Source organism: Gilliamella sp. wkB308, from assembly GCF_001690185.1.
In the GTDB taxonomy this organism is placed as follows: Bacteria; Pseudomonadota; Gammaproteobacteria; order Enterobacterales; family Orbaceae; genus Gilliamella; species Gilliamella apicola_I.
Genome location: NZ_LZGN01000038.1, coordinates 36,518 through 61,426, shown reverse-complemented (window position 1 = coordinate 61,426; position 24,909 = coordinate 36,518). Strand labels below are relative to the sequence as shown.

Below are 24,909 nucleotides of genomic sequence, written 5' to 3'. Positions count from 1 at the left end.
TCTTGTTTTGTTCATCAGGGACAAAATAACCAATTTTAATGAGTTTGTTAAGGAATAAAAACATGTCACAAAATTACCATATTGCAGTATTACCCGGGGATGGAATTGGGCCAGAAGTGATGAAACAAGCCTATAAAGTGCTTGACATTATCCGTCAAAAATATCAACTTTCAATTACCACAAGTGAATATGATGTGGGTGGCGCAGCGATTGATATTCATGGCTGTCCACTACCTAATGACACACTTGAAGGTTGTGAAAAAGCCGATGCCATATTGTTTGGATCTGTTGGCGGGCCTAAATGGACACATTTACCCCCTGACCAACAGCCAGAACGTGGTGCATTATTACCGCTACGTAAACATTTCAAATTATTTGCTAATATGCGTCCAGCAAGTCTTTATCAAGGTTTAGAAGAACTTTGTCCTTTGCGTGAAGACATTGCAAAACGTGGCTTTGATATTTTATGTATGCGTGAATTAACTGGCGGTATCTATTTTGGTTTACCAAAAGGACGTGAAGGCACAGGTGCCCAAGAACGTGCATACGATACTGAAGTTTATCATCGATTTGAAATTGAACGTATCGCAAAAATGGCTTTTGAAGCTGCTAAAATCCGACGTAAAAAAGTTACCTCGGTAGATAAAGCCAACGTCTTGCAAACATCAATATTATGGCGAGAAGTTGTCACAGAAATTGCTAAAGATTATCCTGATGTTGCGCTTGAACATATGTATATTGATAATGCCACTATGCAACTGGTGAAAGACCCTTCACAATTTGATGTGCTTTTATGTTCAAACCTATTTGGTGACATTTTATCGGATGAATGTGCCATGATAACTGGGTCAATGGGAATGCTACCTTCTGCGAGTCTAAATGAGCAAGGTTTTGGGTTATATGAACCCGCTGGTGGTAGTGCGCCCGATATAGCAGGAAAAAATATTGCTAATCCAGCCGCGCAAATACTCTCTTTAGCATTATTAGTCCGTTATAGCTTAAAACGAGATGATATTGCTAAAGCAATTGAAAATGCAGTTAATCAAGCGCTTGAACAAGGTATCAGAACAATTGATTTAGCACGAGGTGGTCAGTATGTTTCAACCGATGAAATGGGTGATGCTATCTGCCGTTTTATCTAACAATATTTATTATGCTTAAGTTAAAAAAATTCGGTTAATCTTCAGGATAACAATAAAGGAATAAAGCAATGTCAACGAATCCAAAAACATTGTATCAAAAATTATATGATGCGCATGTTGTGTATGAAGCGCCAAATGAAACACCTATTTTATATATCGACCGTCACTTAGTTCATGAAGTGACCTCACCTCAAGCTTTTGATGGTTTACGGGCGATGAATCGAAAAGTGAGACAACCCCATAAAACCTTTGCAACCATGGATCATAATACCTCGACCAAAAGTAATGATTTAAATGCATGTAGCGAAATGGCACAAATTCAATTAACTGAACTGGCAAAAAATGCTGAAGAATTTGGTGTTTCACTTTATGGGCTACACAGTCCATTGCGAGGTATCGTCCATGTTGTCGGCCCTGAACAAGGGATGACATTACCTGGTATGACAATAGTTTGTGGGGATTCACATACCGCAACACATGGCGCATTTGGCGCACTGGCTTTTGGTATCGGCACATCAGAAGTTGAACATGTATTAGCAACGCAAACCTTAAAACAAGGTCGTGCTAAAACCATGAAAATTGAAGTGAAAGGTCAGGTGGCCGACGGCATTACCGCTAAAGATATTATTTTAGCCATTATCGGTAAAACAACCAGTGCTGGAGGCACAGGGCATGTCGTTGAGTTTTGCGGTGAAGCCATTAAAGCCTTATCAATGGAAGGACGTATGACACTATGTAATATGGCAATTGAAATGGGGGCTAAGGCTGGGCTGGTAGCACCCGATGAAGTCACCTTTGCATACTTAAAAGGTCGCCAATTCTCACCTAAAGGGGAGGATTTTGAACAAGCGGTTGCCTATTGGAAGACATTGAAAACCGATGACGGTGCACATTTTGATCGTATTGTCACTCTTGAAGCCAAAGATATTGCCCCACAAGTCACTTGGGGAACCAATCCCGGACAGGTCACATCCATTGATGCCACCGTGCCAAATCCAAATGATTTTGCCGATCCCATTGAAAAACAGTCTGCTCAGCGAGCTTTAACTTATATGGGGTTAACTGCTGGTACAAAAATGAGTGATATTAAGATTAATAAAGTCTTTATTGGATCCTGCACTAATTCTCGAATTGAAGATCTCCGTGCTGCTGCAAAAATTGCTCAAGGACGTAAAGTCGCCAACGGTGTACAAGCTTTAGTGGTACCAGGTTCTGGGCCTGTGAAGCAACAAGCTGAAGCCGAAGGTTTAGATAAGATTTTTATCGATGCAGGTTTTGAGTGGCGTCTACCCGGCTGTTCTATGTGTTTAGCCATGAATGACGATAAATTAGCACCGGGGGATCGCTGTGCATCGACCAGTAATCGTAATTTTGAAGGGCGACAAGGACGAGACGCCAGAACACACTTAGTCAGTCCTGCTATGGCAGCCGCAGCAGCAATCACTGGCTATTTTACCGATATTCGCAAACCATTTTAAGGAGACAGTCATGGCACAATTTACAACACACACAGGACTAGTCGTTCCTTTAGATGCGGCTAATGTTGATACTGATGCGATTATTCCAAAACAATTTTTACAAAAAGTGACTCGCACTGGATTTGGTAAACATGCTTTTCATGAATGGCGGTTTTTAGATGATATTGGCGAACAACCTAATCCTGATTTCGTTTTAAATAAACCTCGTTATAAAGGCGCCAGTATTTTATTAACACGTGAAAATTTTGGCTGCGGTTCATCCCGTGAGCATGCACCATGGGCATTAGCAGATTATGGATTTAAAACGATTATAGGTTCGAGTTTTGCCGATATTTTTTATAACAACTCGTTTAACAATCAACTATTGTTAGTGAATCTGTCAGAAGAAGACATTGATGAACTTTTCAAAATTGTTGAAGCCAATGAAGGAATCGAATTTACTATCGATCTGGTTAACGAAGTCGTGATTGCAGGCGATAAGCAATATCCTTTTAAAATTGATGCGTTTAAACGCCATTGTTTATTAAATGGATTAGATAATATTGGTTTAACGCTACAACATGAAGATGCAATCAGTGCATTTGAACATAAAATCCCTTCTTTTTTAGCATAAAATCTTAATGTAGATATCATCGTTTATTACTATTTAAGCGATGATATATCACCCTTTTTAAATAAATCACTCAACGACACTTAACTTAGATGACCATTATAATATATACTCCCGCTACTTATTTTCACGTCAGAAAATTATGACTATAAATTGTTCATAAGGAATAAAAATAACAAAAAATAGGGCAATAAATTATCACGATGAGTGAATTCAATTAAATAATCTAGCGATCATTTTCAATGGTTGATAGATTGTGCTTCATCACCCGCAGTAAAGCTATCACTCATAAATGATGATTGAATGAAAATAAACGGTATAACTAAAGTTGTTTACGTTGGCTTGACGGTGGAATAGATAATGCTTCTCGATATTTGGCGACGGTACGGCGTGCAATAATAATACCTTGATCTTCAAATATTGAGACTAACTTGCTATCACTTAACGGTTTTTTTCGGTCTTCTGCTGAAATATATTTTTTGATTAAAGCTCGAATTGCAGTAGATGAAGCTTCGCCACCCGATTCCGTATTAACATGGCTGGAAAAAAAGAACTTGAGTTCAAATATTCCCCTAGGACATTGCAAATATTTTTGCGATGTTACTCTCGAAACAGTGGATTCATGCATATCAATTGCCGTGGCAACATCAGATAAAATCAGCGGTTTCATCTGCTCTGTTCCATGTTCAAAAAAAGCTTGTTGATGTTCAACAATAAATTGACTCACTTTGAATAAAGTTTCATTGCGACTTTCAATACTTTTTATAAACCAATTTGCTTCTTGCAAATTTGCACGAATATATTGACCATCGCTGTCATTAGCCGATTTTGCCATTTTCGCATAGTGTTGATTAATGCGTAGGTTGGGTATGGTATCGGTATTCAATTCAACCTGCCATTTACCCGCCACTTTTTTAACTAGTACATCGGGAACAACATAATCAGGTTGCGTCGTATTTAGCAGATCACCTGGATAAGGATGTAAATGCTTGATAAATTCAATCGATGCTTTAAGTTGTTCATCACTCACATTGAGTAATTTTTTCAATGTTCGATAATCATGGCTTGCCAATAATTCCAAATGATTATCAATTATCTGTTTAACTAATTTTGGGGCATCTAAATATTGAATTTGAATTGACAGACACTCTTGTAGCGTTCTGGCTCCCACGCCAATTGGGTCAAAATGCCAAATCCGCTTTAAAACAGCCTCAATTTCATCAAGCTCTATTTCAGCATTACCTTGCGCTTCAAGCAGTTCTTGAGTTGTCGCCGTTAAATAACCGCGATCATCTATGGCTTGAATGATTGAAATTGCAATGGCGCGATCAGTCTCGCTAAAAGGGGTAAGATCAAGTTGCCATTTTAGATAATCGTATAACGTTTCGTGAGTTTCACCCTGATAGATAGGTAATTCATCGTTACGATAATCCGAATAAGTACCAGACGGTGTCCCAGCTGAATAAATATCATCTAAGGATGCATCTAATGGTATATCCTCAGGTATTTCTTGGCTATCTAATGCTTCACGGGTATCTAAATTTTCAGTCACCGCACTTTCGTCAACGTTAATTTCGTCATAGTGTTCAGCAATTTCTAATAAAGGATTATTTTCCAGTGCGGTTTGAATTTCTTGTTGTAATTCCAACGTTGACAACTGAAGTAATCGAATAGCAAGTTGTAATTGTGGCGTCATCGATAATTGTTGGGATACTTTCAGCTGAAAACTAGGTTTTATCATAGTCTAAATTCATTTCCTAAGTAAACGCGTTTGACATATTCGTTACTTAAGATACTACTTGGTGTTCCATCGGCAATCAAATGACCTTTATTGACGATATAAGCTCTTTCGCAGACATCTAAAGTTTCACGTACATTGTGATCAGTGATTAAAACACCAAGGCCACGATCACGTAGATGTTTTATAATATTTTTAATATCAATTACTGAAATCGGATCGACGCCAGCAAAAGGTTCATCCAACAAAATAAATTTTGGATTAGCCGCTAAAGCTCTGGCAATTTCAACTCGTCGCCGTTCACCACCCGATAAAGATTGACCAATACTATCCCGAATATGCGTAATATGAAATTCTTCAAGCAGTTCTTCTGCCCTTTCTAATTTTTCATTTTTATCTATGTCTCGGCGAGTTTCTAAAATCGACATGATATTATCAATAACAGATAGTTTTCTGAAAATTGAGGCTTCTTGAGGTAAGTAACCTATTCCTTTTTGAGCACGTTCATGTAATGGTAAAATACTAATATCATCGTCATCCAGATAGATTTTACCCGCATCTAACGCCACAATTCCAACGACCATATAAAATGTGGTTGTTTTACCTGCGCCATTAGGTCCTAGCAATCCGACTATTTCGCCAGAATTGACTGTTAAGCTCACATCTTCCACAACGCGCCGTTTTTTATAAACTTTGGCTAAATTTTCTGCCTTTAATATTGACATTTTATTTATTCATCTCTTTAACTTGATTAGGTAAGATAGTGCTCTTAACTCGTGCGTTATTATTTGAATGTGCAGTAATGTATTGTTTTTTGACATCATAAGTAATGAGTTCACTGCTAACATGATTATCTTGTTGATACATATGGGCATTACCTTGCAAAGTTACCTTATTGTCCTTAACGCTGTAGATTACTTGTGAAGCGTGACCTGTTACAATTTTATTTTTTTCAGGTAAAATTTGCTTAAACTTTACTGGTTTGCCATAAGCGGTGATTTTTTGTTTTGATGAATCTTGCATATCTGTAATAACAACTTTATCTGCAATAATAGTTAATTCATCTTGAACAATATTCACATTACCACTAAAAGTAATGGTATTTTTTTCAATATCAATTTGTTGATTATCGGCATCAATAGCAATCGGTTTATTGTTAATTGTTGTTTTTGGCGTTTGTTCTTGATTTTCATTTGAAATTTGAATATTGGATTGATCCGCAAAACAACAAAATGACACAGATAATAGTAAAAATAATGGAAGAATAACTTTTTTTTGCGAACTCATTTTTTATTTTGCCTCAGTATTATAATACGTTTTTATATTTTCAAGGATATTAGCCGTTTTGGCTTGTAAATCACCATCTAACCCAATGCCTGTTGAGTAAAATCCAATGCCTTTGAGTATTACGGGGTCTTTAGATGTGACATGTTGTGTATTTAAATCAACCACTGCTTTATCCGTTTTTACTTGTTGCAATTGAGCATCTGGCACAAGATTATCTAACTGAACATCCTGATAAAGATAAATCAATTTATCATCAGTCAAGGTTGCTTTTTTTGCTTTAATATGCCAAGTGGCAACATGATCGGCATCATAAAGGGTAAAATTAGGTAAATCAAATTCGGTATTATCCGTATCATCAAAATAACGGACATGTGCTGATTCAATTTTATAAATAATTTCTCCTGATAAATCATAAATTTTAGTTATCATTTCATCACTTTGATAAATAGGCGTATTAGATAAATCTGTAATAGGTTGAGTGACAACATCATTATCTTTCTGATAATTATAGTAAACGCCAATCACAATAATGAGAAGTAAAATACAGATTAAGTTTTTTTTATTCATAACAGAAGTCAATTACGCTCATAAAGTTAATCACAAGTTAGGAAAAAATATTATTTAATTAAGCCAGAAATTTAAGATATTTTACTGCATTTTTCATTAAATTAATATCTGACATTAAAAGAAGTTAAATTTTCTTGGGGTGGTAATTCACTCATATTAATTTGGGTAATGCGAGCAGATCGCGGTCCACCATGCTCTAACCACAGTATTAGCTGTGAAATCTGTTGATTATTACCTTGTGCAATTATTTCAACGGCACCATTTTCTAAATTTTTAACATAACCCACTAAGCCAATTTTGACTGCTTGTTGATAAGTAAAAAAACGAAAACCGACACCTTGCACCGAACCACTTACTATAATTTTAATTAGTCTTATCATGTCACAACCTTATACGACTATTTTCTTAGTCCATAATAATGAAGTTATATTGATATTTGAATCAATATATTCATATTTTATATATTTTACTTTTATTGATAAAAAGCTATGATGAATAAAAAAACAAAACCTAAATACTCAAATGATTAAATAAGGAATAACAATGAAACTACTGTTCAAATATAAAAAAAGTTTGTTTTTAATTATGTTGATTTTGTCATTAAGTAGCTACCTTTTTTGTCAACAAATTTATGCGTATTTTCTGGTTGATAAAGATAAAATAGGCGTTGTTGTCGATGAATTTAATGGTGTCAAAGTTTACTATAATGGTCATGTAGGTAATGTGAGTGGACGCAATACGTCTAAAGATGGATATAATCTCGGTTTGAAATACCAATGCGTCGAATTTATTAAGCGTTATTACTATGAGCGCTTTGATCATAAGATGCCAGATAGTTATGGTCATGCGAAAGATTTTTTTGATGATTCTATCGCCGACGGAAAAATCAATCCCAAACGTAATCTACTGCAATATCACAATGGTTCAGGGTCAAAACCTCAAGTTGAGGATATCATTGTCATGGGATGGAGCAGATATGGTCATGTCGCTATTATCAGTAAAGTCAGCGATAATGAGATAGAAATTGTCCAGCAAAACCCTGGTCCTAATGCTAGCTCTCGTGAAACGATTCCTTTAATTTATAAAGACGGTCTATGGAAGATTGATTCATTTCGGGTTTTAGGCTATCTGCGTAAAAATTAATGTTAAATTAATCATTATTAAGAGAATATAAATTTAAAAACTATTTATAATTTATATAAATAGTTAATTACGATCCCAGTTTTTTCCATCAATAAACTAGGATCGTTATTGTTTCTTGTAAAAAAGCAGTTCAATAATTTACTTATAACTCTTTACTTTTGATATCTCCAATAATCAATCCATTATTGATTAGTTCAGGAACATCAACATAAATATTAATACCATAAATTTTACCGTGCCAATCATTATTAACTTTTTTTGCTTTTATATAAAGCTCTTTATCCCCAATTAGTTGACCTTGATTATAAACTTTATCAACATCAATTTTCTGTACAGTGTTAGATCTAACTAGATTGTGATTTTCAAATTCGTTACCTGATATTGATAATCCTAATCCAGCAATAATTACACCGTTCCAATCATTGAACAGTTTAGTTGGTGTTAAATCTATCGTATGTTCAGAAATAAGTTTTCCTTGATTATAAACATCCTTAGATTTTATAGACATTGTTTTGTATACATCAACAATATTATTATTTTCAAACTTTTCTCCTGAAATATTGATATCATATCCTTGCATTTGACCTTTCCAATCATTTATTAAATAATCTGAATTGGTATTTAAGGTTTGTTCAGAAGCTAATGTTCCTTGATTATAAACTTTTGTTGAATCTATACTTAATAACTTTTCTGCAGTAACTTGGTTATGGTTTTCAAAATTTTTTCCAGTAATCGTGATATTGCTACCTTTAACGAATCCATTCCAATCATTTTTGAAATAGCCTTGACTTATCAACGCTGATTTAAAAGATGATAATTCGCCTTGGTTATATAAATCAGTAGCGTTAATTGTTAAGTTATTATACCCTTCAATTAAATTATGATTTTCAAGTTTTTCACTTGATAGTGATATATTGTAAGAAGTAATCCTACCATTCCAGTCATTTTTGAAAATTTTGCCGTAAATGGACAGATCCCCTTTTGAATTCAGTTCTCCTTGATTGTAAAGATATTCTTTTTCAGAAATAGATAAATTTTCACCTCCATATATTACATTGTAGTTTTCTAAATTTGAACCAGTTAAAGATATTGAATTAGCTGTTAACTCACCTTTCCCTGCATTTATAAAGTAAAAAGCGTTTATATTAATGCGATCGGATAAAAGTTCTCCATAGTTATTTAAATGAATTACCGAACTATCTAAATCAACTGAAGACTTAACTAAACCATAATTTTTAAATGACGACCCCTTTATATTAATATATTTACCAATTTCAATATTTCCAGTGCTGTTATTTATAAAGTCATCACTATTTACATAAAGATGATATGATTTTATCGTGCCTTGATTTTCAAAAATACTAGAATTTAGTTGGATGTTTTGGTTCTGTGATTGAATCAAACTTTGTTTGTCGTTAAAAATAGTGTAACCAGATAGGGCAATATTATTTTCCGCCAATATTTTGTTTGCATTATACGTGTTGTTAGCTTTCATAGTTATATCATTACTTGCTTCAATAACACCATAATTTTTAACATATTGAGCTTTAAGTTGAACATTTTTTGATTTGATATCATTTGTATTTAATATATAACCGCTATCAGCAGTAAATTGTTCTCCAGCGGAAAGCTTACCGAAATTTTCTACATATTGACTTTGTATATTAAGATTTTTTCCACTTTCTATAGTCGTATTGTTTCTTATTTCAGAACTATTAAAATTGATTGAGTCCTTTGCCGTCATATAATTGTTATTAATAATGATACCATTGGCATTGATGTTAAGGTCTCCAGCACTTACGCCCAACGTTCCTGAATTACGCACACCGACACCTTGTTCATTTGCACTCAATGTAATTTTACCTGCGTACATGCCACCTAAAGCAGATACATCAATACCATAATTAAATCTATCTTGATAGATTTCATCTTTTTTATTCTCAGTAAAGCTTAAATCTGTACCGACATTATTTTGACCTGCTATCACATTAATTTCTTTATTAGCCCATAATTCAGCATTAATTTTCACACTTCGAGCAATGATATCCGTATAATCTTGCCCAGTATTTTTTAAGCCTTGACCCGTAACATAAATATGTCCACGTTCAACTTGATACCCAGTCAATTTTCCGTTTTCTACTAGCGGTTTACCGGTTGTTAAAGTTGCTCGGTCAGCATTGATAAAACCACATCCATTACAGGTTATACCCGCTGGGTTGGCAATGATCACTTGTGCTTTTGGACCGGCCACTTCAATGTATCCATTCAACTGACTAATATTAGGTGAATTGACTTCATTCAAAATGACTTTAGCGCTTTGTGCGAGTAATATATTTGGGTTAACAAACTCCACTAATTGCGTTTTATATCGATCTGTTCCATTATTTAATATCACTCCTTTTTTGGATACATCAAATTGAGTATATTTATTATGTGAAACCCCACTACTCGATGGATTAGTAATATTAATTATTTTGATACCGTCAGAATGTTGATAAATATTGGGGCGTTGACTACGGTCGGCTGTATTGTCTACGACAATATTGCTAGCATAACAGCTAGCAATCAGACTAACCATTCCCAATGCGATATACGATATAAATATTAAAGGTTTTATTTTGAAGGGTTTTGCTGGGTAAATTGAGCCGTGCTTTTGATGAATTATTCCGACTTTATTTTTATTACTTGCCACCATTTGATGCGATTTAACCAGTTCAGATACAACAATAAATACATTTCGAGCTTTATTAAAAATAATTCGATATAAATTTCTATTCATATTATTTCTACCTTTCATCAATTGTTAATGCATTAAGTTATATACAGCTAATTTTTAGATAAATAAAAGTTTAGTGAACATTGAAGAAAATTTGATACAGTAATTAAAACTCAAGAATTTTTATCATTTATTTATATCATCAATAAGATCTATTGATCTGTTAAGTCTATTGTCACATAAAGAACATTTAAATTAGATAAGGAGGAACAGCGTAACAATTTAAGTTAATTACAACTCACTGAGGGAATTATGATAAATTCCCTGTGATATAGAATTTTGTTTTATTGAATAATAACAATAGGATATCTCATCAAACCTTAGTGTAACGATAAGATTTTATTGATTTTTCTGATTGTTATAATCGCGATGCATTATATGGAAAATAATCATATCCGTAATATTAGATATGATAGTTTCCGTTTTTATTGTATTTTGTTTGTCATTGGAAAAAGTATTATTATCCAAAGTGAAAAACATCTCTGAAGCCGAATTTTCGATTTTATATCGCTGATTATGTTGAGCGTTATCTAATTTATCAACATTAATTGTACCTAGATTGTTGATATTATTTCTACCTGCTACATTGATATTATTAGTTTTGATAATTCCTAACCAATCATTTTTAAATTGATTAGTTTCTGTATATATCTCATTTTTGGCAAATATCTCGCCATTATTATAAATTTGTCCAGCTTTAATAACGAGCTTATCCTTTGCGTTTACGATTTTTCGATTGTCAAAATTTTCACTGTTTATTTCAATTTTATTAGCGCTGATTTCCGCTTGCCAATCGTTTTTAAAATTAGTGCTTTTAGTCGTTAATCGCTCAACAGCTATTAATTTCGCTTGATTATAAATATCAGCTGTATCAAGTTTTAAATTTTTGTTGGCAGTAACTTTATTGTAGTTATCAAACCTACTATCTTCAAATGAAACCAAATCATTAACAGCAATACCATTTAGACTTATTTCATCGGCATTCACCTCTCCTAACCAATCATTTTTAAAATAATTACTGGATATTGCTATTTTATCCTGAGCCAATAATTTTCCTTGATTATATAATATTTCAGTAGAATTGATTTCAAGTTGTTCTTTAGCAATAATTTGATTGTAATTATAGATTTTTGATGAAGATAATTTAACTTTATTCGATTTTATGATGCCTTCCCTACCATTTTCCAATTTGCTAGCGTTTAAAGATAGCGACTCCTTTGCTAACAATTGACCAAAGTTGGATACTTCTTCAAGTTGTAAATTCATGTTATCTGCATCAATAACACCAAAGTTAGTTAAATCTGTCCCTGAGTCATCATTTTTGATCTCTATGTTTGAACTTTTTAAAATACCTTGCCAATCATTTTTTAAGTTTTTGATATTTAATTCCATCTTATCTTTAAATGCGATATTACCATTATTGTACATTCCGTTAGTTAATCTTATATTAGCCCAACCTCCAGTAATCCAGCCATGGTTATCAAATTGCATACCGTTTACATTGATTCGATCCTCTGCAATGATTTTACCTTGCGATGTATTGGTTATTTTCGATTCAGATGTGTTTCCTAAGTTTACCGTTGGTGATTTTACTTCACCTTCATTAACGATATTATTTCCTTCTAATGAAACATTTTCTCCAGCTTGAATTAAGCCTTTATCCTTATTGGTGATATTATCACTATGTACGATTAAATCTTTTTCTGAGGTTAATTTGTTCTCATTTGTCACGTCATCTGCAACTATGTTTAATTTATCCTTAGCTTCAACTTCACCGTAATTTTCAACGTTTTTACCTTCTAAATCTACATCTGCTGATTCAATTTTCCCTTCCCAATCATTTTTAATATTATCACCCGATACACTAATTTTATCGGTGGTTGATACATTTCCCGCATTTTCAGTATAATTAGCAGAAATTTTTATCATTTGTGCTCTTAATCTTCCAACATTTTTGGTACGTTTGGCTGTTATTGTAATAGCTACAGCATTTATATTACCTGTCCATGTACTAATAAATTCTTGACTAAATGAAGTAATATTTTTTCCTGCTGACAATTTACCCTCATTCGCAACCAATTTAGATGCTTTTAGATTGATATCTTCTTCCGCTTCAACGGTTCCATAATTCTTTATCTCTGTTTTTGCCATTAAACTGACATTTTTTTGAGCGGCAATTGTGCCATGATTTTCTATTTGTTGACTGTTTAATAAGATGTCTTTTGTTGCTTTAAGATTACCACCGACATTATTTAAAATTTTACCATCCACCGATAGATTCAATGTTCCCGCACTGGCCATAAGTATTCCATTATTACGTACACCTACCCCTGTTTCGGTACCTATCATCTTAATTTTTCCAGCATACATTCCGCCTAACGCTGAAACATCCAGCGCAAATTCTGGTTGTGCAGTATTGGTGTCTGATACAATTTTTTCAATCTTTGTCAGATCTGCTTTCACTTTGCCTTGACCGGTCACAATAGTGATTTCTTTATTCGCCCACAATTCCGCATTAACATTTACACTGCGTGCGATCAAATCGGTATAATCTTGCCCTGAATTCTTTAATCCATCTCCTGTAATGGCTATTTGACCTTTTTCTACATGATAACCAATCAATTGTCCATCTTTCAGTAGTGGTTTACCGGTGGTCAAGGTTGCCTTATCTGCATTAATAAAACCACAACCATTACAGGTTATGCCTGCCGGATTGGCGATGATCACTTGGGCTTTTTGACCAGCCACCTCGATATAACCATTTAATTGGCTGATATTTTGCGAATTTACTTCATTTAATATGACTTTGGCGCTATTTTGCAGTAATGCATTACCATTAATATCACCGGCTAATTGTGTTTTACTACCGTCACGAGAGTTATTTAAAATAACCCCATTTTTTGATACGTCAAATTGCGTATATTTATTATGTGATACGCCCCCTTTTGTTGGCGTTGCGATATCAATTTGTGTTACACCGTTTGGTAATCCTTGAATGGCTGGGCGTTGTGCTTGATTGGCATTTTGATCGACAACGATATTATTTGCGTAACTAGATTCAACAATGCCAACCATACCTAATGCGATATAGGATAAAAATACTAAGGGTTTTAACATAAAGGATTGATTTTTATGTTTAGAAATCACTTCAATTTTTTTTGTAGTCTGATTATGACTTGTCATGACTTGATGGGAACTAACCATTTCGGATACCACAACATACAATCCACGAGTCTTATTAAAAACAATACGAAAAAAATTCTTGTTCATAGTATTTCTCACCTTTCATCTATTTTCTAAAATGCTAAGACAAATCATATTTATCTATTAAACAATGGGTCATGCTCAATAAATCCATATTTTTTTTATAATTAACCAAACAAATAATTATTGAAATTGATACAACTAAAAATGACAACGATAAGATTTATATATTTGGAACTATTACCACAATTTGATTGCCCCTAAAATAAACAGGCAAATAGCAACGGAAAATTTTATATGATTTAGATAACTTAATTTTTTTATAATAAACTTTAACTTCATATTTAGTCAAAGATTTTATTTATTTTTTTGTCAATTTTCGAGTTTAACTAAGTTAGACTTTAATTCTTTTGAAGTTTATGCCACACAATAAAATTTTAATATTTGGTTTGATAGTCCTCTTATTAAGGAGTTTATGTCAAATCAGACGCTTTTATTAATCCGATTAACAAATCATTGATGTCTTTTGAACAGTTAAATGATCAATGTTGCTAATAAACCTTCAGCACAAAATTATCAATTAAAAAACAAAATGTTATTGCAAAATAATCTGTCAACAAAGGGAAGGAAATTGAAAGAAAGGATTATCAAAGGAACGAAATGTGGCATTATTGGCTTATCAGTCATTTAAACACAACTGATAAACCAATATGATATTTTACCGAGATAAAATTTTATTTAACCGGATCAAAACTTTTAAATGTTGGATAAATACTAATCGCTGATTTCTTGTAATTCTTTTGCATTTATCTGTCCAAAATTTTCTATCCCATTTTCAACTTTTAATACAAGAAGATTAGTATCGATAACGCCAAACCAATCATTTTTGAAATGTTTACTGACACCGTCTATTTTATTTTGGGCAAATAACTCTCCATTATTGTAAAACTCTGTTACGTTAATCTTCAATGTATCAGTAGCACGGATTGATTTTCGATTATCAAATCGTCCTTCAATTATTCCTTCTTCATTTATTTGTCCTTCTATTTTAATCGTGTTGGCACTGATTTCACCTTGCCAATCATTTTTAAAGTTATTACTGATTATATCTAATTCTTTTAATGAATGAATTTTTCCTTGGTTATAGCCATCTGTAACTTGAATCATTAACTTGTTAGCAGCAGTGATTTCATTGTAATTTCTAAAATTTTCATAATGGGAATATATTTCATTAGTTTTTATTAGGCCTTGCCAATTATTTACAAAATTACCGCCTGATAAATATAAATAATTCACTAAAATTTTTCCATAATTATAAACATTACCATAAGGCATTTTCATCTCATCACCCTCTATTAGGCCATAGTTGGTAAAATCATTATCAGAATTAGCAGAATCAATCCCAATTACAGCAGAATCGAAAGATAGTTTACCGTTCCAATCATTTTTAAATTGATGATATATAATATCTAATTTTGATTTTATCGCTATTTGACCTTGGTTATACATTTTCCCATACGATAGAATATTTCCATAATCACCACTTACCAATCCCCAATTATCAAATTGATTTGCGATTATGTAAAAATCTTGATCCGCTTCTATTTTTCCACGCCAAGTATTAACCACGGTTCCAACCTTTCCGGTATATAAATTTACCAATGAACCTTTGATATTACCTTCATTAACTATATTAGTTCCATTTAAATTAATCTCTTCTCCAGCTTGAATTAAGCCTGTATCTTTATTGATAATATTTTTTTCACTAACGACCGATATTTCCTTTCCAGATGTTAGTTTATTTACGTTCATAACATCAGCAACAATGCTTAAATTAGCCTTGGCATTTACTTCGCTATAATTCTCAAAATCTTTCCCTTCTAAGGTAATATTTTTCGACTGAATTACACCAAACCAATCATTTTTGATTTTATCACTCGATACAGTAACGCTTTCTCCTGCTGATAAATCACCCGCATTTTCGGCAAATGATGCTTTAATTTTAACACTTTCAGCTGCATTCATTTTGCCCACATTTTTAGTGTGCCCTGATTTTAATACAATTGTGTTGGCGCTCACATTCCCTGTCCATGTACTAAGAAAGCCCTCACTTATTGCGCTAAGATTATTGCCTGCAGACAATCTATTTTCGTTGGCAATCAATGTGTTAGTTTTTATTTTGATATCTTCTTTCGCTTCAATAATCCCATAATTTTTTATCTCTGTTCTACCCAACACGTCGACATTTTTTTGACTGGCAATTGTGCCATGATTTTCTAATTGTTGACTGTCTAGCAAGATATCTTGTGTTGCCTTAATATTACCCCCCACATTATTTAAAATTTTACCACTAACCAATAGATTCAACATTCCCGCACTTGCCATGAGTGTCCCATTATTACGAACACCTACCCCTGCGTCAGTACCCACCATCTGAATTTTTCCGGCATACATTCCGCCTAACGCTGATACATCTAGAGCAAACTCAGGTTGTACAGTATTCGTGTCTGATACCACATTTTTAATTGTTGCCAGATCTGCATTCACTTTGTTTTGACCTGTCAGAATAGTGATTTCTTTATTAGCCCACAATTCCGCATTAACCTTTACACTACGTGCAATTAAATCGGTATAATCTTGCCCTGAATTTTTTAATCCATCCCCTGTTATGGCTATTTGACCCTGTTCCACGTGATAACTCGCCAATTTTCCATTTTCCATTAGCGGTTTACCAGTAGTTAAGGTTGCCCGGTCTGCATTAATAAAACCACAACCGTTACAGGTTATGCCTGCCGGATTAGCGATAACTACTTGGGCTTTTTGACCGGCCACCTCGATATAACCATTTAATTGACTGATATTTTGCGAATTTACTTCGTTCAATATGACTTTGGCATTATTTTGCAGTGATGCATTACCATTGATATTACCGGCTAATTGTGTTTGGCTACCATCACGAGAGTTATTTAAAATGACACCGTTTTTTGAAACGTCAAATTGCGTATATTTATTATGGGATACCCCATTATTGCTTGGTGCTGCGATATCAATTTGCGTTACACCGTTTGGTAAACCTTGAATCGTTGGGCGTTGCGCTATATTGGCATTTTGATCGACAACGATATTATTTGCGTAACTAACGCCAGTCATACTGACAAAACCTAATGCAACATAGGATAAAAAGACTATCGGCTTTAATAGATAAGATTGAGCACTCTTCTTTGAATCATTTTTAATATGAACACATTTGCTTTGCTGCCCCTTGCTGACAACAACGTGATGTGATTGTGCAATATCAGACACAACAACAAATAAACCACGAATCCGATTAAAAACAATACGATAAAAACTTTTATTCATAATATTTTACCTTTCATCTTTTTGTTAATAGCCGTAATCAATCATATTAATATTAAATTATGAACAGCAAATTTTCTAAAATGACCTCAGAATCAGATAAGACAATTAAAAAATTTAATACGAATTCAACTAAAACGGCTGCGTTATGATTAATGCTTTAAAAAAGCACGCAAATGACTTACAGAACACTTAATGACTTTTATTAAGCTAACGGTACAAACAAAATTTTTATATTGTTTAGATAACTTAATGTTTATATATTAAACTTTAAATTTTCATTTAGTCAAAGAATTTTACCTAATGAATTGTAAGCAAAATATTATTTTCAAATTTCAAGATGATTAAAAACGAAGACTTGTATTGAAATCTTTTTATGAGAATGATTAAAGGTGAGAGATAAATTTAGATAACATTTAACATAATAGAATCTTAACAACCTGATTTATCAAACGAGAAATAACGTTTGGTAAACCAGGTGAGTAATTTTATCAATTATAGCTTACTGTCATGCATTTTATTGATTAACGAAAATACCATTGATCACGCCAATGTTGTTAATATAGGATAATTTAGATTCAATATATTTTGCATTAATTATTCCATGGCTGTCATTGGTCAATGTCCTAGCTGTTAACTTGATATAATCATCAGAAGTTATTTTTCCTTCGTTATAAATGAGGTTAGCGAGTATACTGATTGATTTATTGACAGATAGTGTTCCATAATTATTAAAATTATAGTCAATATCTAAATCAATAGTGTCTGATGCTATCCAACCAAACCAATCATTGTGAAAATTTCTACTGTGTAACTGTATTTTATTTTTGGCCAGTAACTGACCATTATTGTATAAACTACTTACGTTTAATTTGAAATCATCATTGGCTTTTGCGAAATTTCGGTTATCAAAATTTCCACCTTTGATTTCGATTTGATTAGCATTAATTTCGCCTTTCCAATCATTTTTAAAGTTATCAGTTTTTATTGCCAATTTATCAGATGCAAAAATTTTCCCTTGGTTATAGCCGTCTTTCACTTTGATCACCGATGAATTTAATGCATTAATTTCATTATAATTATCCAACTTATTGGTATCCATTGTAATTAAATCGGCTTTGATTTCACCTTTCCAGTCATTTTTAACTTCATTGCCTTTTAAAATGATTTGTTTATTGGCAAATAATTTTCCTTGATTATAAAACTGGTTATTCCCATTAACTGACAGCAATTGACCCGCTTTGAGTTCATTATGATTTTCAAAATTGCTCGTATTTATATCCACCTCATCAGATTTGATAAGACCTTGCCAACTATTTACAAAGGTATTGTTTACTACAGATAAAGTATGATTCACTAAAAGTTGACCATAATTATAAACATTATTATTCAAAATATTTAAATTATCAGCATTGATGACACCATAATTAGTGATAGTAGCGTCCGATTTCGTTTTGTTGATATTCATATAATTACTGGTTAATTTGCCATTCCAATCATTTTTAAAATCTTTAAGGTATAAATTCAAATTGTTATTTAGCGTAATTTGACCTTGGTTATACATATAATCTTGTAATTCCATTAATCCATTATCCGCATTTATCTGTCCAGAATTTTCAAATTGGTTAGCATGAATATCAAATAATTGCTTAGCATTTATTTTTGCTCGCCAAGTATTCACAACTTTTCCAACTTCTCCTTCCCCTAAAAATACTGAGTCACTATTGATTATGCCATCATTGATGATGTTCTTTGCAACTAATGAAACTTTGTCATCAGCTTTGATCAATCCTGTATCGCTATTAGTAATATTGGTTCCTTTTAACAACAATTGTTCATCTGATAGTAATTTATTGATATTGTTTATGTTTCCTATCGATATCACTAAGTTTTCAGCAGAATTAACTTCGCCATAATTTTCAAAATTTTTCCCATTCAAGTTAATATTTTTAGCGTTAATAATCCCTTGCCAATCATTTTTGATATTATCGCTTGTTAGGATAATTTGTTTTCCTGCCGTTAAGTTCCCATTATTTTCTGCAGTTGAAGCATTAATGGTGACAGTTTCATAGGCTTTCATTTTACCCACATTTTTTGCGTGCTTAGCATTAATCACAATGTTATTTGCTTTTACATCCCCTGACCAAATACTAATAAACTCATCACTGGTTGTTGAAAGAGAATTTTTTGCAGACAGTTTTCCTTCATTGGTAATTAACGTGTGGGATTGAAGTTTAAGGTCATTTTTAGCTGTGATTGTGCCTAAATTTTTAATTTCAGATTGACTTGTTAGGATAGTTCCTTCAGAGGATTGCATCGTTCCTTTATTAATAATTTTGCCATCAGCAGAAAGATTCAATGAACCAGCACTCGCCATCAGTTTCCCTTCATTTCGTACCCCTACACCATTTTCGGTACCGACCATTTTAATTTTACCTGCATACATTCCTCCTAGCGCAGAAACGTCTAATCCAAACTCAGGCTGATCAACTTGATTATTAAATCCTTGCTTTTCAATGGTACTCAAATCAGCACTTACTTTAGCTTGTCCTGTGATAACATTAATTTCATTATTTGCCCATAATTCCGCATTAACATTGACACTACGTGCAATTAAATCGGTGTAGTCTTGACCTGAGTTTTTTAAACCATAGCCATTAATTTCAATACGTCCGCCATCAACTTGGTAACTTTGCAATTTACCATTATCCATAATGGGTTTACCCGTCGTTAACGTGACTCTATCAGCATTAATAAAACCGCAACCATTACAAGTTATACCGGCAGGATTGGCGATAATGACCTGCGCTTTTTGACCTGCGACTTCAACATAACCATTTAACTGACTAATATTGGGAGAGTTAACTTCATTTAAAATCACTTTTGCACGATTTTGTAATAATCTATTACCATTAATATCGCCAGCTAATTGGGTATTAGTTCTTCCAGTCGCGTTATTGAGTATGACACCATTTTTGGATACATCAAATTGGTTATATTTGTTGTGAGAGACACCGCTATTACTTGGCGTTGCAATATCAATTTGTGTTACGCCATTTTGCAAGTTGTGTACATTAGGACGTTGTGCTTGGTTAGCCGTTGGATCGACAACGATATTATTGGCATAACTGACATTAACCACACTAACCAAACCCAATGCAATATATGACATAAAGACTAAAGGTTTTAATCTGCAAAACTGAACATGCTGGATTGGATTAGGGCTAACATGAACTGTTTTGATTTGCTTAGCATTGTCGGTTATGACTTGATGCGATTTAGTTATATCTGATACAACGACAAACAATCCACGGACTTTATTGAAAATGATGCGATAAAAATTCTTATTCATAGTATTTACACCTTTCACCTATTATCTTGTTAAAACGTAAAAAAATCATCATATTAAACAAATGATTACTTCGATAAATCTACAAAAATAGTTAAATACGGCAATACAAATAATATTTTGAATTTAATGCAACAAAAGGAAATCGACAGGATGACAAATTGCTTTAAAATTAACTAGTTATCTACTAATTGACCATCATCCTTGGTAGAACAGAAAGAAACAGACACACCAAATTAACATCATTTAGATAATTTGATGCATGTATAATAAACATTAAATTTATATTTAGTCAAAGTTTTATTTGTGCATCCGTAATTTACATTTCTTTGTTAATCCAAACAATTTTTAGGTTTAGCTAAGACTTTTGAAAACAAGATTTTTCTAATTTATTAATATATCACTTAATGTGTTTTCTGTTTTGTTAAAAAAGTATTTCTATCAAGCAGATAGTTGGTGTGATCAAATCGGTTTTAATATTTGGGCTCTTGATGATGTTTTAATTTTATTCGGTGTAGATATTTCTATTATCTGCAATTTTATTGATATTAATTAGCGAAGTTATAAAATTTTTTACGTTTTTTGGGGATTAAAGTGAATGAGAAGAGAGCTCATAAGTTGACAAAGATTGAAAAAATTAATTTTTAAGATCCTAGCTTACCTATTGATGATATATTTCAGTAAACTAGGATCTTATCTTTACAACAAAACAGAATTAATTGATCAAATTAATCTATTCATCTTTTGCATTAGTGGACTTTCCATTAATTAGACCACGATTAACGATTTTATCAGATAAATTGTCAGTAATAATTTCAGCATTAATCACACCATGCCAATCATTGAGAAAATGATTACCCGCTAATTTAATCTCTCTTTTCGAAATCACATTGCCTTGGTTGTATGTATAATTAGAATTAATAGTTAACTGATCACCAGCTTCAACCTCACCAAAGTTTTCCATATTTGTTGTAACATTCAGATCAATATTTTCAGCTTTAATTGAACCAAACCAATCATTTTTTAGGTTGTGACTGACTACTTTTACTTGTTGGTTAGCCAATAATTCACCATTGTTATTAAAATCATTCAGGTTAATATTCATTGTATCATTCGCTATTAATTTATTACGGTTATCAAATCTATTACCTGTGATTTCAATGTTATTTGAATTTATTTCACCAAGCCAATCATTTTTGAAATTATTGCTATTAATTAATAACTTGCCTTCAGTTAAGAGCTTAGCTTGATTGTAAGCGTTTTCGACATTGACATTCAGCTCAGAATTAGCAAAAACTTGATTGTAATTGTCAAATTTTGCACCTACCAAAGCAATATTATTAGCTTGTACTTCGCCTTTCCAATCATTTTTGAAGTTGTCACTCGTTATAGATAAATCATTTTTTGCCAATAATTTACCTTGATTGTAAACATTCTTAACATCAATATTGAGTAAGTCATTGGCATTCATTTCGTTATAATTAATAAATTCACCCGTTTCGTTAACTTGATCATTGTTGGTTTTAATGTTCACAAGATTTATTTGATCAGCATTAACTTTACCGTTCCAATCATTTTTAAATGAATCAAAAGATAGATTAATTTTGAAACTTGGTGTTTCTGAACTTTCAGAATGTGGTGAAGGTTCGGGTGAAATTGATGATAAAATTCCTTGATTATAAAGTATTCCTTTTACGGCGATATCGATGGCTTGTACACCATTAACAGCACCATAATTTCTAAAGTTATTGCCTTTTAAATCAACGATTTTCGATTGCATTGTACCATTCCAATGATTAAAGACATCATCACTAATAACATTCATATTTTCTATTGATGCTAACACACCGTTATTGGATAACATTTTGGACTTTATGGATAATTCTTTTTGCGATCGAATCTGACCTGTTGAATGATTTTGAATGTTCTGACCTGCTAGCATTAATTTATTATCTGAGGTTAACGTATTAATATTATTTATATCTACAACGTCAATGATCAAGTTGTCAGTTGCGTTAATTTCTTTATAATTTTCTAGATTTTTTCCTACAAGTTCAATATGTTTTGACTGAATCACGCCAAACCAATCATTTTTGATTTGATCAGTTACTATCGCAAGAAATTCTCCCGCAGTTATATCACCAGCATTTTCAGCATATGATCCACGAATGTTCATTTTTTCAGCCGCATTGATTTTACCTACGTTTTTAGTGTGTTTTGCCAATAAGCTAATTGTATTGGCACTCACTTTCCCAGTCCATGTACTAAGAAATTCATTACTTTCTGAATTAAGAGTATTTCCTGCTGATAATTTATTTTCGTTGGCAACCAATTTAAATGCTTTTAGATTGATATCTTCTTTTGCTTCAACAGTACCATAATTTTTTATCTCTGTTTTACCCACCAGTTCGACATTTTTTTGACTGGCAATTGTGCCATGATTTTCTAATTGTTCACTGATTAATGAAATGTCTTCTAAAGCATTAAGGTTACCACTTACGGTATTTAAAATTTTGCCATTTGCTAATATATCTATTGTTCCTGCACTGGCCATAAGTACCCCATTATTACGAACACCTACCCCTGCTTCAGTACCGACCATCTTAATTTTTCCGGCATACATTCCACCTAACGCTGATACATCCAGTGCAAATTCAGGTTGTTCAGTATTGGTGGTTGAGGCGACTTTTTCAATACTTTTCAGATCTGCCCCCACAATCACTTGACCTGTCACAATATTGATTTCTTTATTAGCCCATAACTTGGCATTGACATTTACACTGCGTGCAATTAAATCGGTATAATCTTGCCCTGAATTTTTTAACCCATCCCCGGTAATGGCTATCTCACCTTTTTCCACTTGATAACCAATCAATTTTCCGTCATTCATTATCGGTTTACCGGTGGTTAAGGTTGCCCGGTCTGCATTAATAAAACCACAACCATTACAGGTTATGCCTGCCGGATTGGCAATAATCACTTGTGCTTTTTGACCAGCCACCTCGATATAACCATTTAATTGGCTGATATTTTGCGAATTCACTTCGTTTAATATTACCTTGGCGCTATTTTGTAGTGATGCATTACCATTAATATTACCAGCTAATTGTGTTTGGCTACCATCACGAGAGTTATTTAAAATGACACCATTTTTTGATACGTCAAATTGGGTATATTTATTATGGGATACGCCATTATTGCTTGGTGCTGCGATATCAATTTGTGTTACACCGTTTGGTAAACCTTGAACGGTTGGACGTTGTTCTTGGCTGGCATTTTGATCAACAACGATATTATTTGCGTAACTAGATTCAACAATACTAACCATACCTAATGCGATATAGGATAAAAATACTAAGGGTTTTAACATACAGGATTGATCTTTTTGCTTATAATACCCTTCCATTTTTTTTGTGGTTTGATTTTGACTGGTCATGACTTGATGAGATTTAACTATTTCAGAAACCACAACAAATAATCCACGAACTTTATTAAAAACGATGCGATAAAAATTTTTATTCATAGTATTTTTCACCTTGTATCTAATTGCTGATGTCTAAAAACAAAAGCATATTAAGTTATTAAAAATTAATTAAATTTATAAAAAAACTAAAAAAGAAAAAATTAATATCCTTTTATTAATAAGCAAAGATATTAATGGGTTACTACAACTTGAAAAAAATATACAAATTCTATCATTCGGGTATTTATGGGGATTTCCTATTAACCAATAGCAGGTTAATTAGTTTTGATTATCATCAATTTTATGTCGTTAATATGAATAGTTTGACCACTGACTCTATATTCAAAAATTTAAGTAAAAAGAACAGTATTTCAAATCACTCATTGGATCTTATTAACAAATAGCTATTGGTTAAATATTGTTTTTATTTGATATATAAATGTAAGTTAATCTTATTTAACATGACTAATGAATATCAAAAAAACAAATAATACTGGAACTTATTGATTTCACAATGGTGTGTCTTTTATTGATTGATGTGAAATTATGCCTATACCACAAGGCATACATTGGATAAATTAAAGTGTACTATATAAACATTTATTTGAGGTTCGGTCAAAGACTTTATTAAATTATTTTATATATTATTGAAAGAATTTAATTCAATTTTAATTTAAATCAAAAAAATTTAACTTTAGTAAATTTTTATATCAATGTTTTGCGATTTGAATGTTTATATTTTTAATAAGATGAAAAAATTAGTTTCTAATTAACCATTATTTTTACTTTACTACG

At 32.5% G+C, this 24,909-nt stretch carries 14 protein-coding genes; 4 read left to right on the top strand and 10 right to left on the bottom strand.

The window, feature by feature from the left end:
- Positions 1-62 precede the first annotated feature (62 nt).
- From leuB to leuD, 3 genes are all read left to right on the top strand, one after another.
- Positions 63-1,142: a 3-isopropylmalate dehydrogenase gene (gene leuB, locus A9G10_RS08200; RefSeq protein WP_065559067.1), complete on the top strand. Its 1,080-nt coding sequence runs from the start codon at positions 63-65 to the stop codon at positions 1,140-1,142.
- A 68-nt stretch (positions 1,143-1,210) separates the two neighbouring features.
- Complete coding sequence (gene leuC, locus A9G10_RS08195) at positions 1,211-2,620, top strand: 3-isopropylmalate dehydratase large subunit (RefSeq protein WP_065559066.1); 1,410 nt, start codon at positions 1,211-1,213, stop codon at positions 2,618-2,620.
- 10 nt (positions 2,621-2,630) lie between these two features.
- Positions 2,631-3,233: a 3-isopropylmalate dehydratase small subunit gene (leuD, locus tag A9G10_RS08190; protein ID WP_065559065.1), complete on the top strand. Its 603-nt coding sequence runs from the start codon at positions 2,631-2,633 to the stop codon at positions 3,231-3,233.
- 319 nt (positions 3,234-3,552) lie between these two features.
- Here the strand turns inward: leuD and A9G10_RS08185 are convergent, their stop codons facing one another.
- The 5 genes from A9G10_RS08185 to yccX all read right to left on the bottom strand — a co-directional run bounded on the left by A9G10_RS08185 (position 3,553) and on the right by yccX (position 7,202).
- On the bottom strand, positions 3,553-4,968 hold the full coding sequence (locus A9G10_RS08185; protein ID WP_065559472.1) for an RNA polymerase factor sigma-54: 1,416 nt from the start codon (positions 4,966-4,968) through the stop codon (positions 3,553-3,555).
- The gene (lptB, locus tag A9G10_RS08180) at positions 4,968-5,693 is read right to left on the bottom strand and encodes an LPS export ABC transporter ATP-binding protein (RefSeq protein ID WP_065559064.1); all 726 of its coding nucleotides are present in this window, start codon (positions 5,691-5,693) and stop codon (positions 4,968-4,970) included. Before lptB ends, A9G10_RS08185 begins: the two co-directional genes overlap by 1 nt.
- Before the next feature lies 1 nt (position 5,694).
- Positions 5,695-6,255 carry a lipopolysaccharide transport periplasmic protein LptA gene (lptA, locus tag A9G10_RS08175; RefSeq protein ID WP_065559063.1) on the bottom strand — a complete coding sequence of 187 codons (561 nt, stop codon included), beginning with the start codon at positions 6,253-6,255 and terminating at the stop codon, positions 5,695-5,697.
- A 3-nt stretch (positions 6,256-6,258) separates the two neighbouring features.
- Complete coding sequence (gene lptC, locus A9G10_RS08170) at positions 6,259-6,822, bottom strand: LPS export ABC transporter periplasmic protein LptC (protein WP_065559062.1); 564 nt, start codon at positions 6,820-6,822, stop codon at positions 6,259-6,261.
- Between the two features lie 101 nt (positions 6,823-6,923).
- Positions 6,924-7,202 (bottom strand): acylphosphatase, encoded by a 279-nt coding sequence (yccX, locus tag A9G10_RS08165; protein ID WP_065559061.1) that lies wholly within the window; start codon positions 7,200-7,202, stop codon positions 6,924-6,926.
- Positions 7,203-7,365: 163 nt separating this feature from the next.
- On the opposite strand from yccX, the gene A9G10_RS08160 reads away from it, so the two are divergent.
- Positions 7,366-7,965, top strand: a complete 600-nt coding sequence (locus tag A9G10_RS08160) for a CHAP domain-containing protein (protein WP_065559060.1) — start codon at positions 7,366-7,368, stop codon at positions 7,963-7,965.
- A gap of 142 nt (positions 7,966-8,107) precedes the next feature.
- On the opposite strand, the gene A9G10_RS08155 is transcribed toward A9G10_RS08160, so the two are convergent.
- From A9G10_RS08155 to A9G10_RS08135, 5 genes are all read right to left on the bottom strand, one after another.
- Entirely contained in the window at positions 8,108-10,744 is a 2,637-nt protein-coding gene (locus A9G10_RS08155; RefSeq protein WP_065559059.1) for a two-partner secretion domain-containing protein, read from the bottom strand.
- Between the two features lie 336 nt (positions 10,745-11,080).
- The gene (locus A9G10_RS08150) at positions 11,081-14,011 is read right to left on the bottom strand and encodes a two-partner secretion domain-containing protein (RefSeq protein WP_065559058.1); all 2,931 of its coding nucleotides are present in this window, start codon (positions 14,009-14,011) and stop codon (positions 11,081-11,083) included.
- Positions 14,012-14,719: 708 nt separating this feature from the next.
- A complete protein-coding gene (locus A9G10_RS08145) occupies positions 14,720-17,305 on the bottom strand; it encodes a two-partner secretion domain-containing protein (RefSeq protein WP_065559057.1) in 2,586 nt (861 codons plus the stop codon).
- Positions 17,306-17,819: 514 nt separating this feature from the next.
- On the bottom strand, positions 17,820-20,654 hold the full coding sequence (locus A9G10_RS08140; protein WP_065559056.1) for a two-partner secretion domain-containing protein: 2,835 nt from the start codon (positions 20,652-20,654) through the stop codon (positions 17,820-17,822).
- Positions 20,655-21,384: 730 nt separating this feature from the next.
- Positions 21,385-24,174, bottom strand: a complete 2,790-nt coding sequence (locus tag A9G10_RS08135; protein WP_065559055.1) for a two-partner secretion domain-containing protein — start codon at positions 24,172-24,174, stop codon at positions 21,385-21,387.
- Positions 24,175-24,909: the final 735 nt, after the last annotated feature.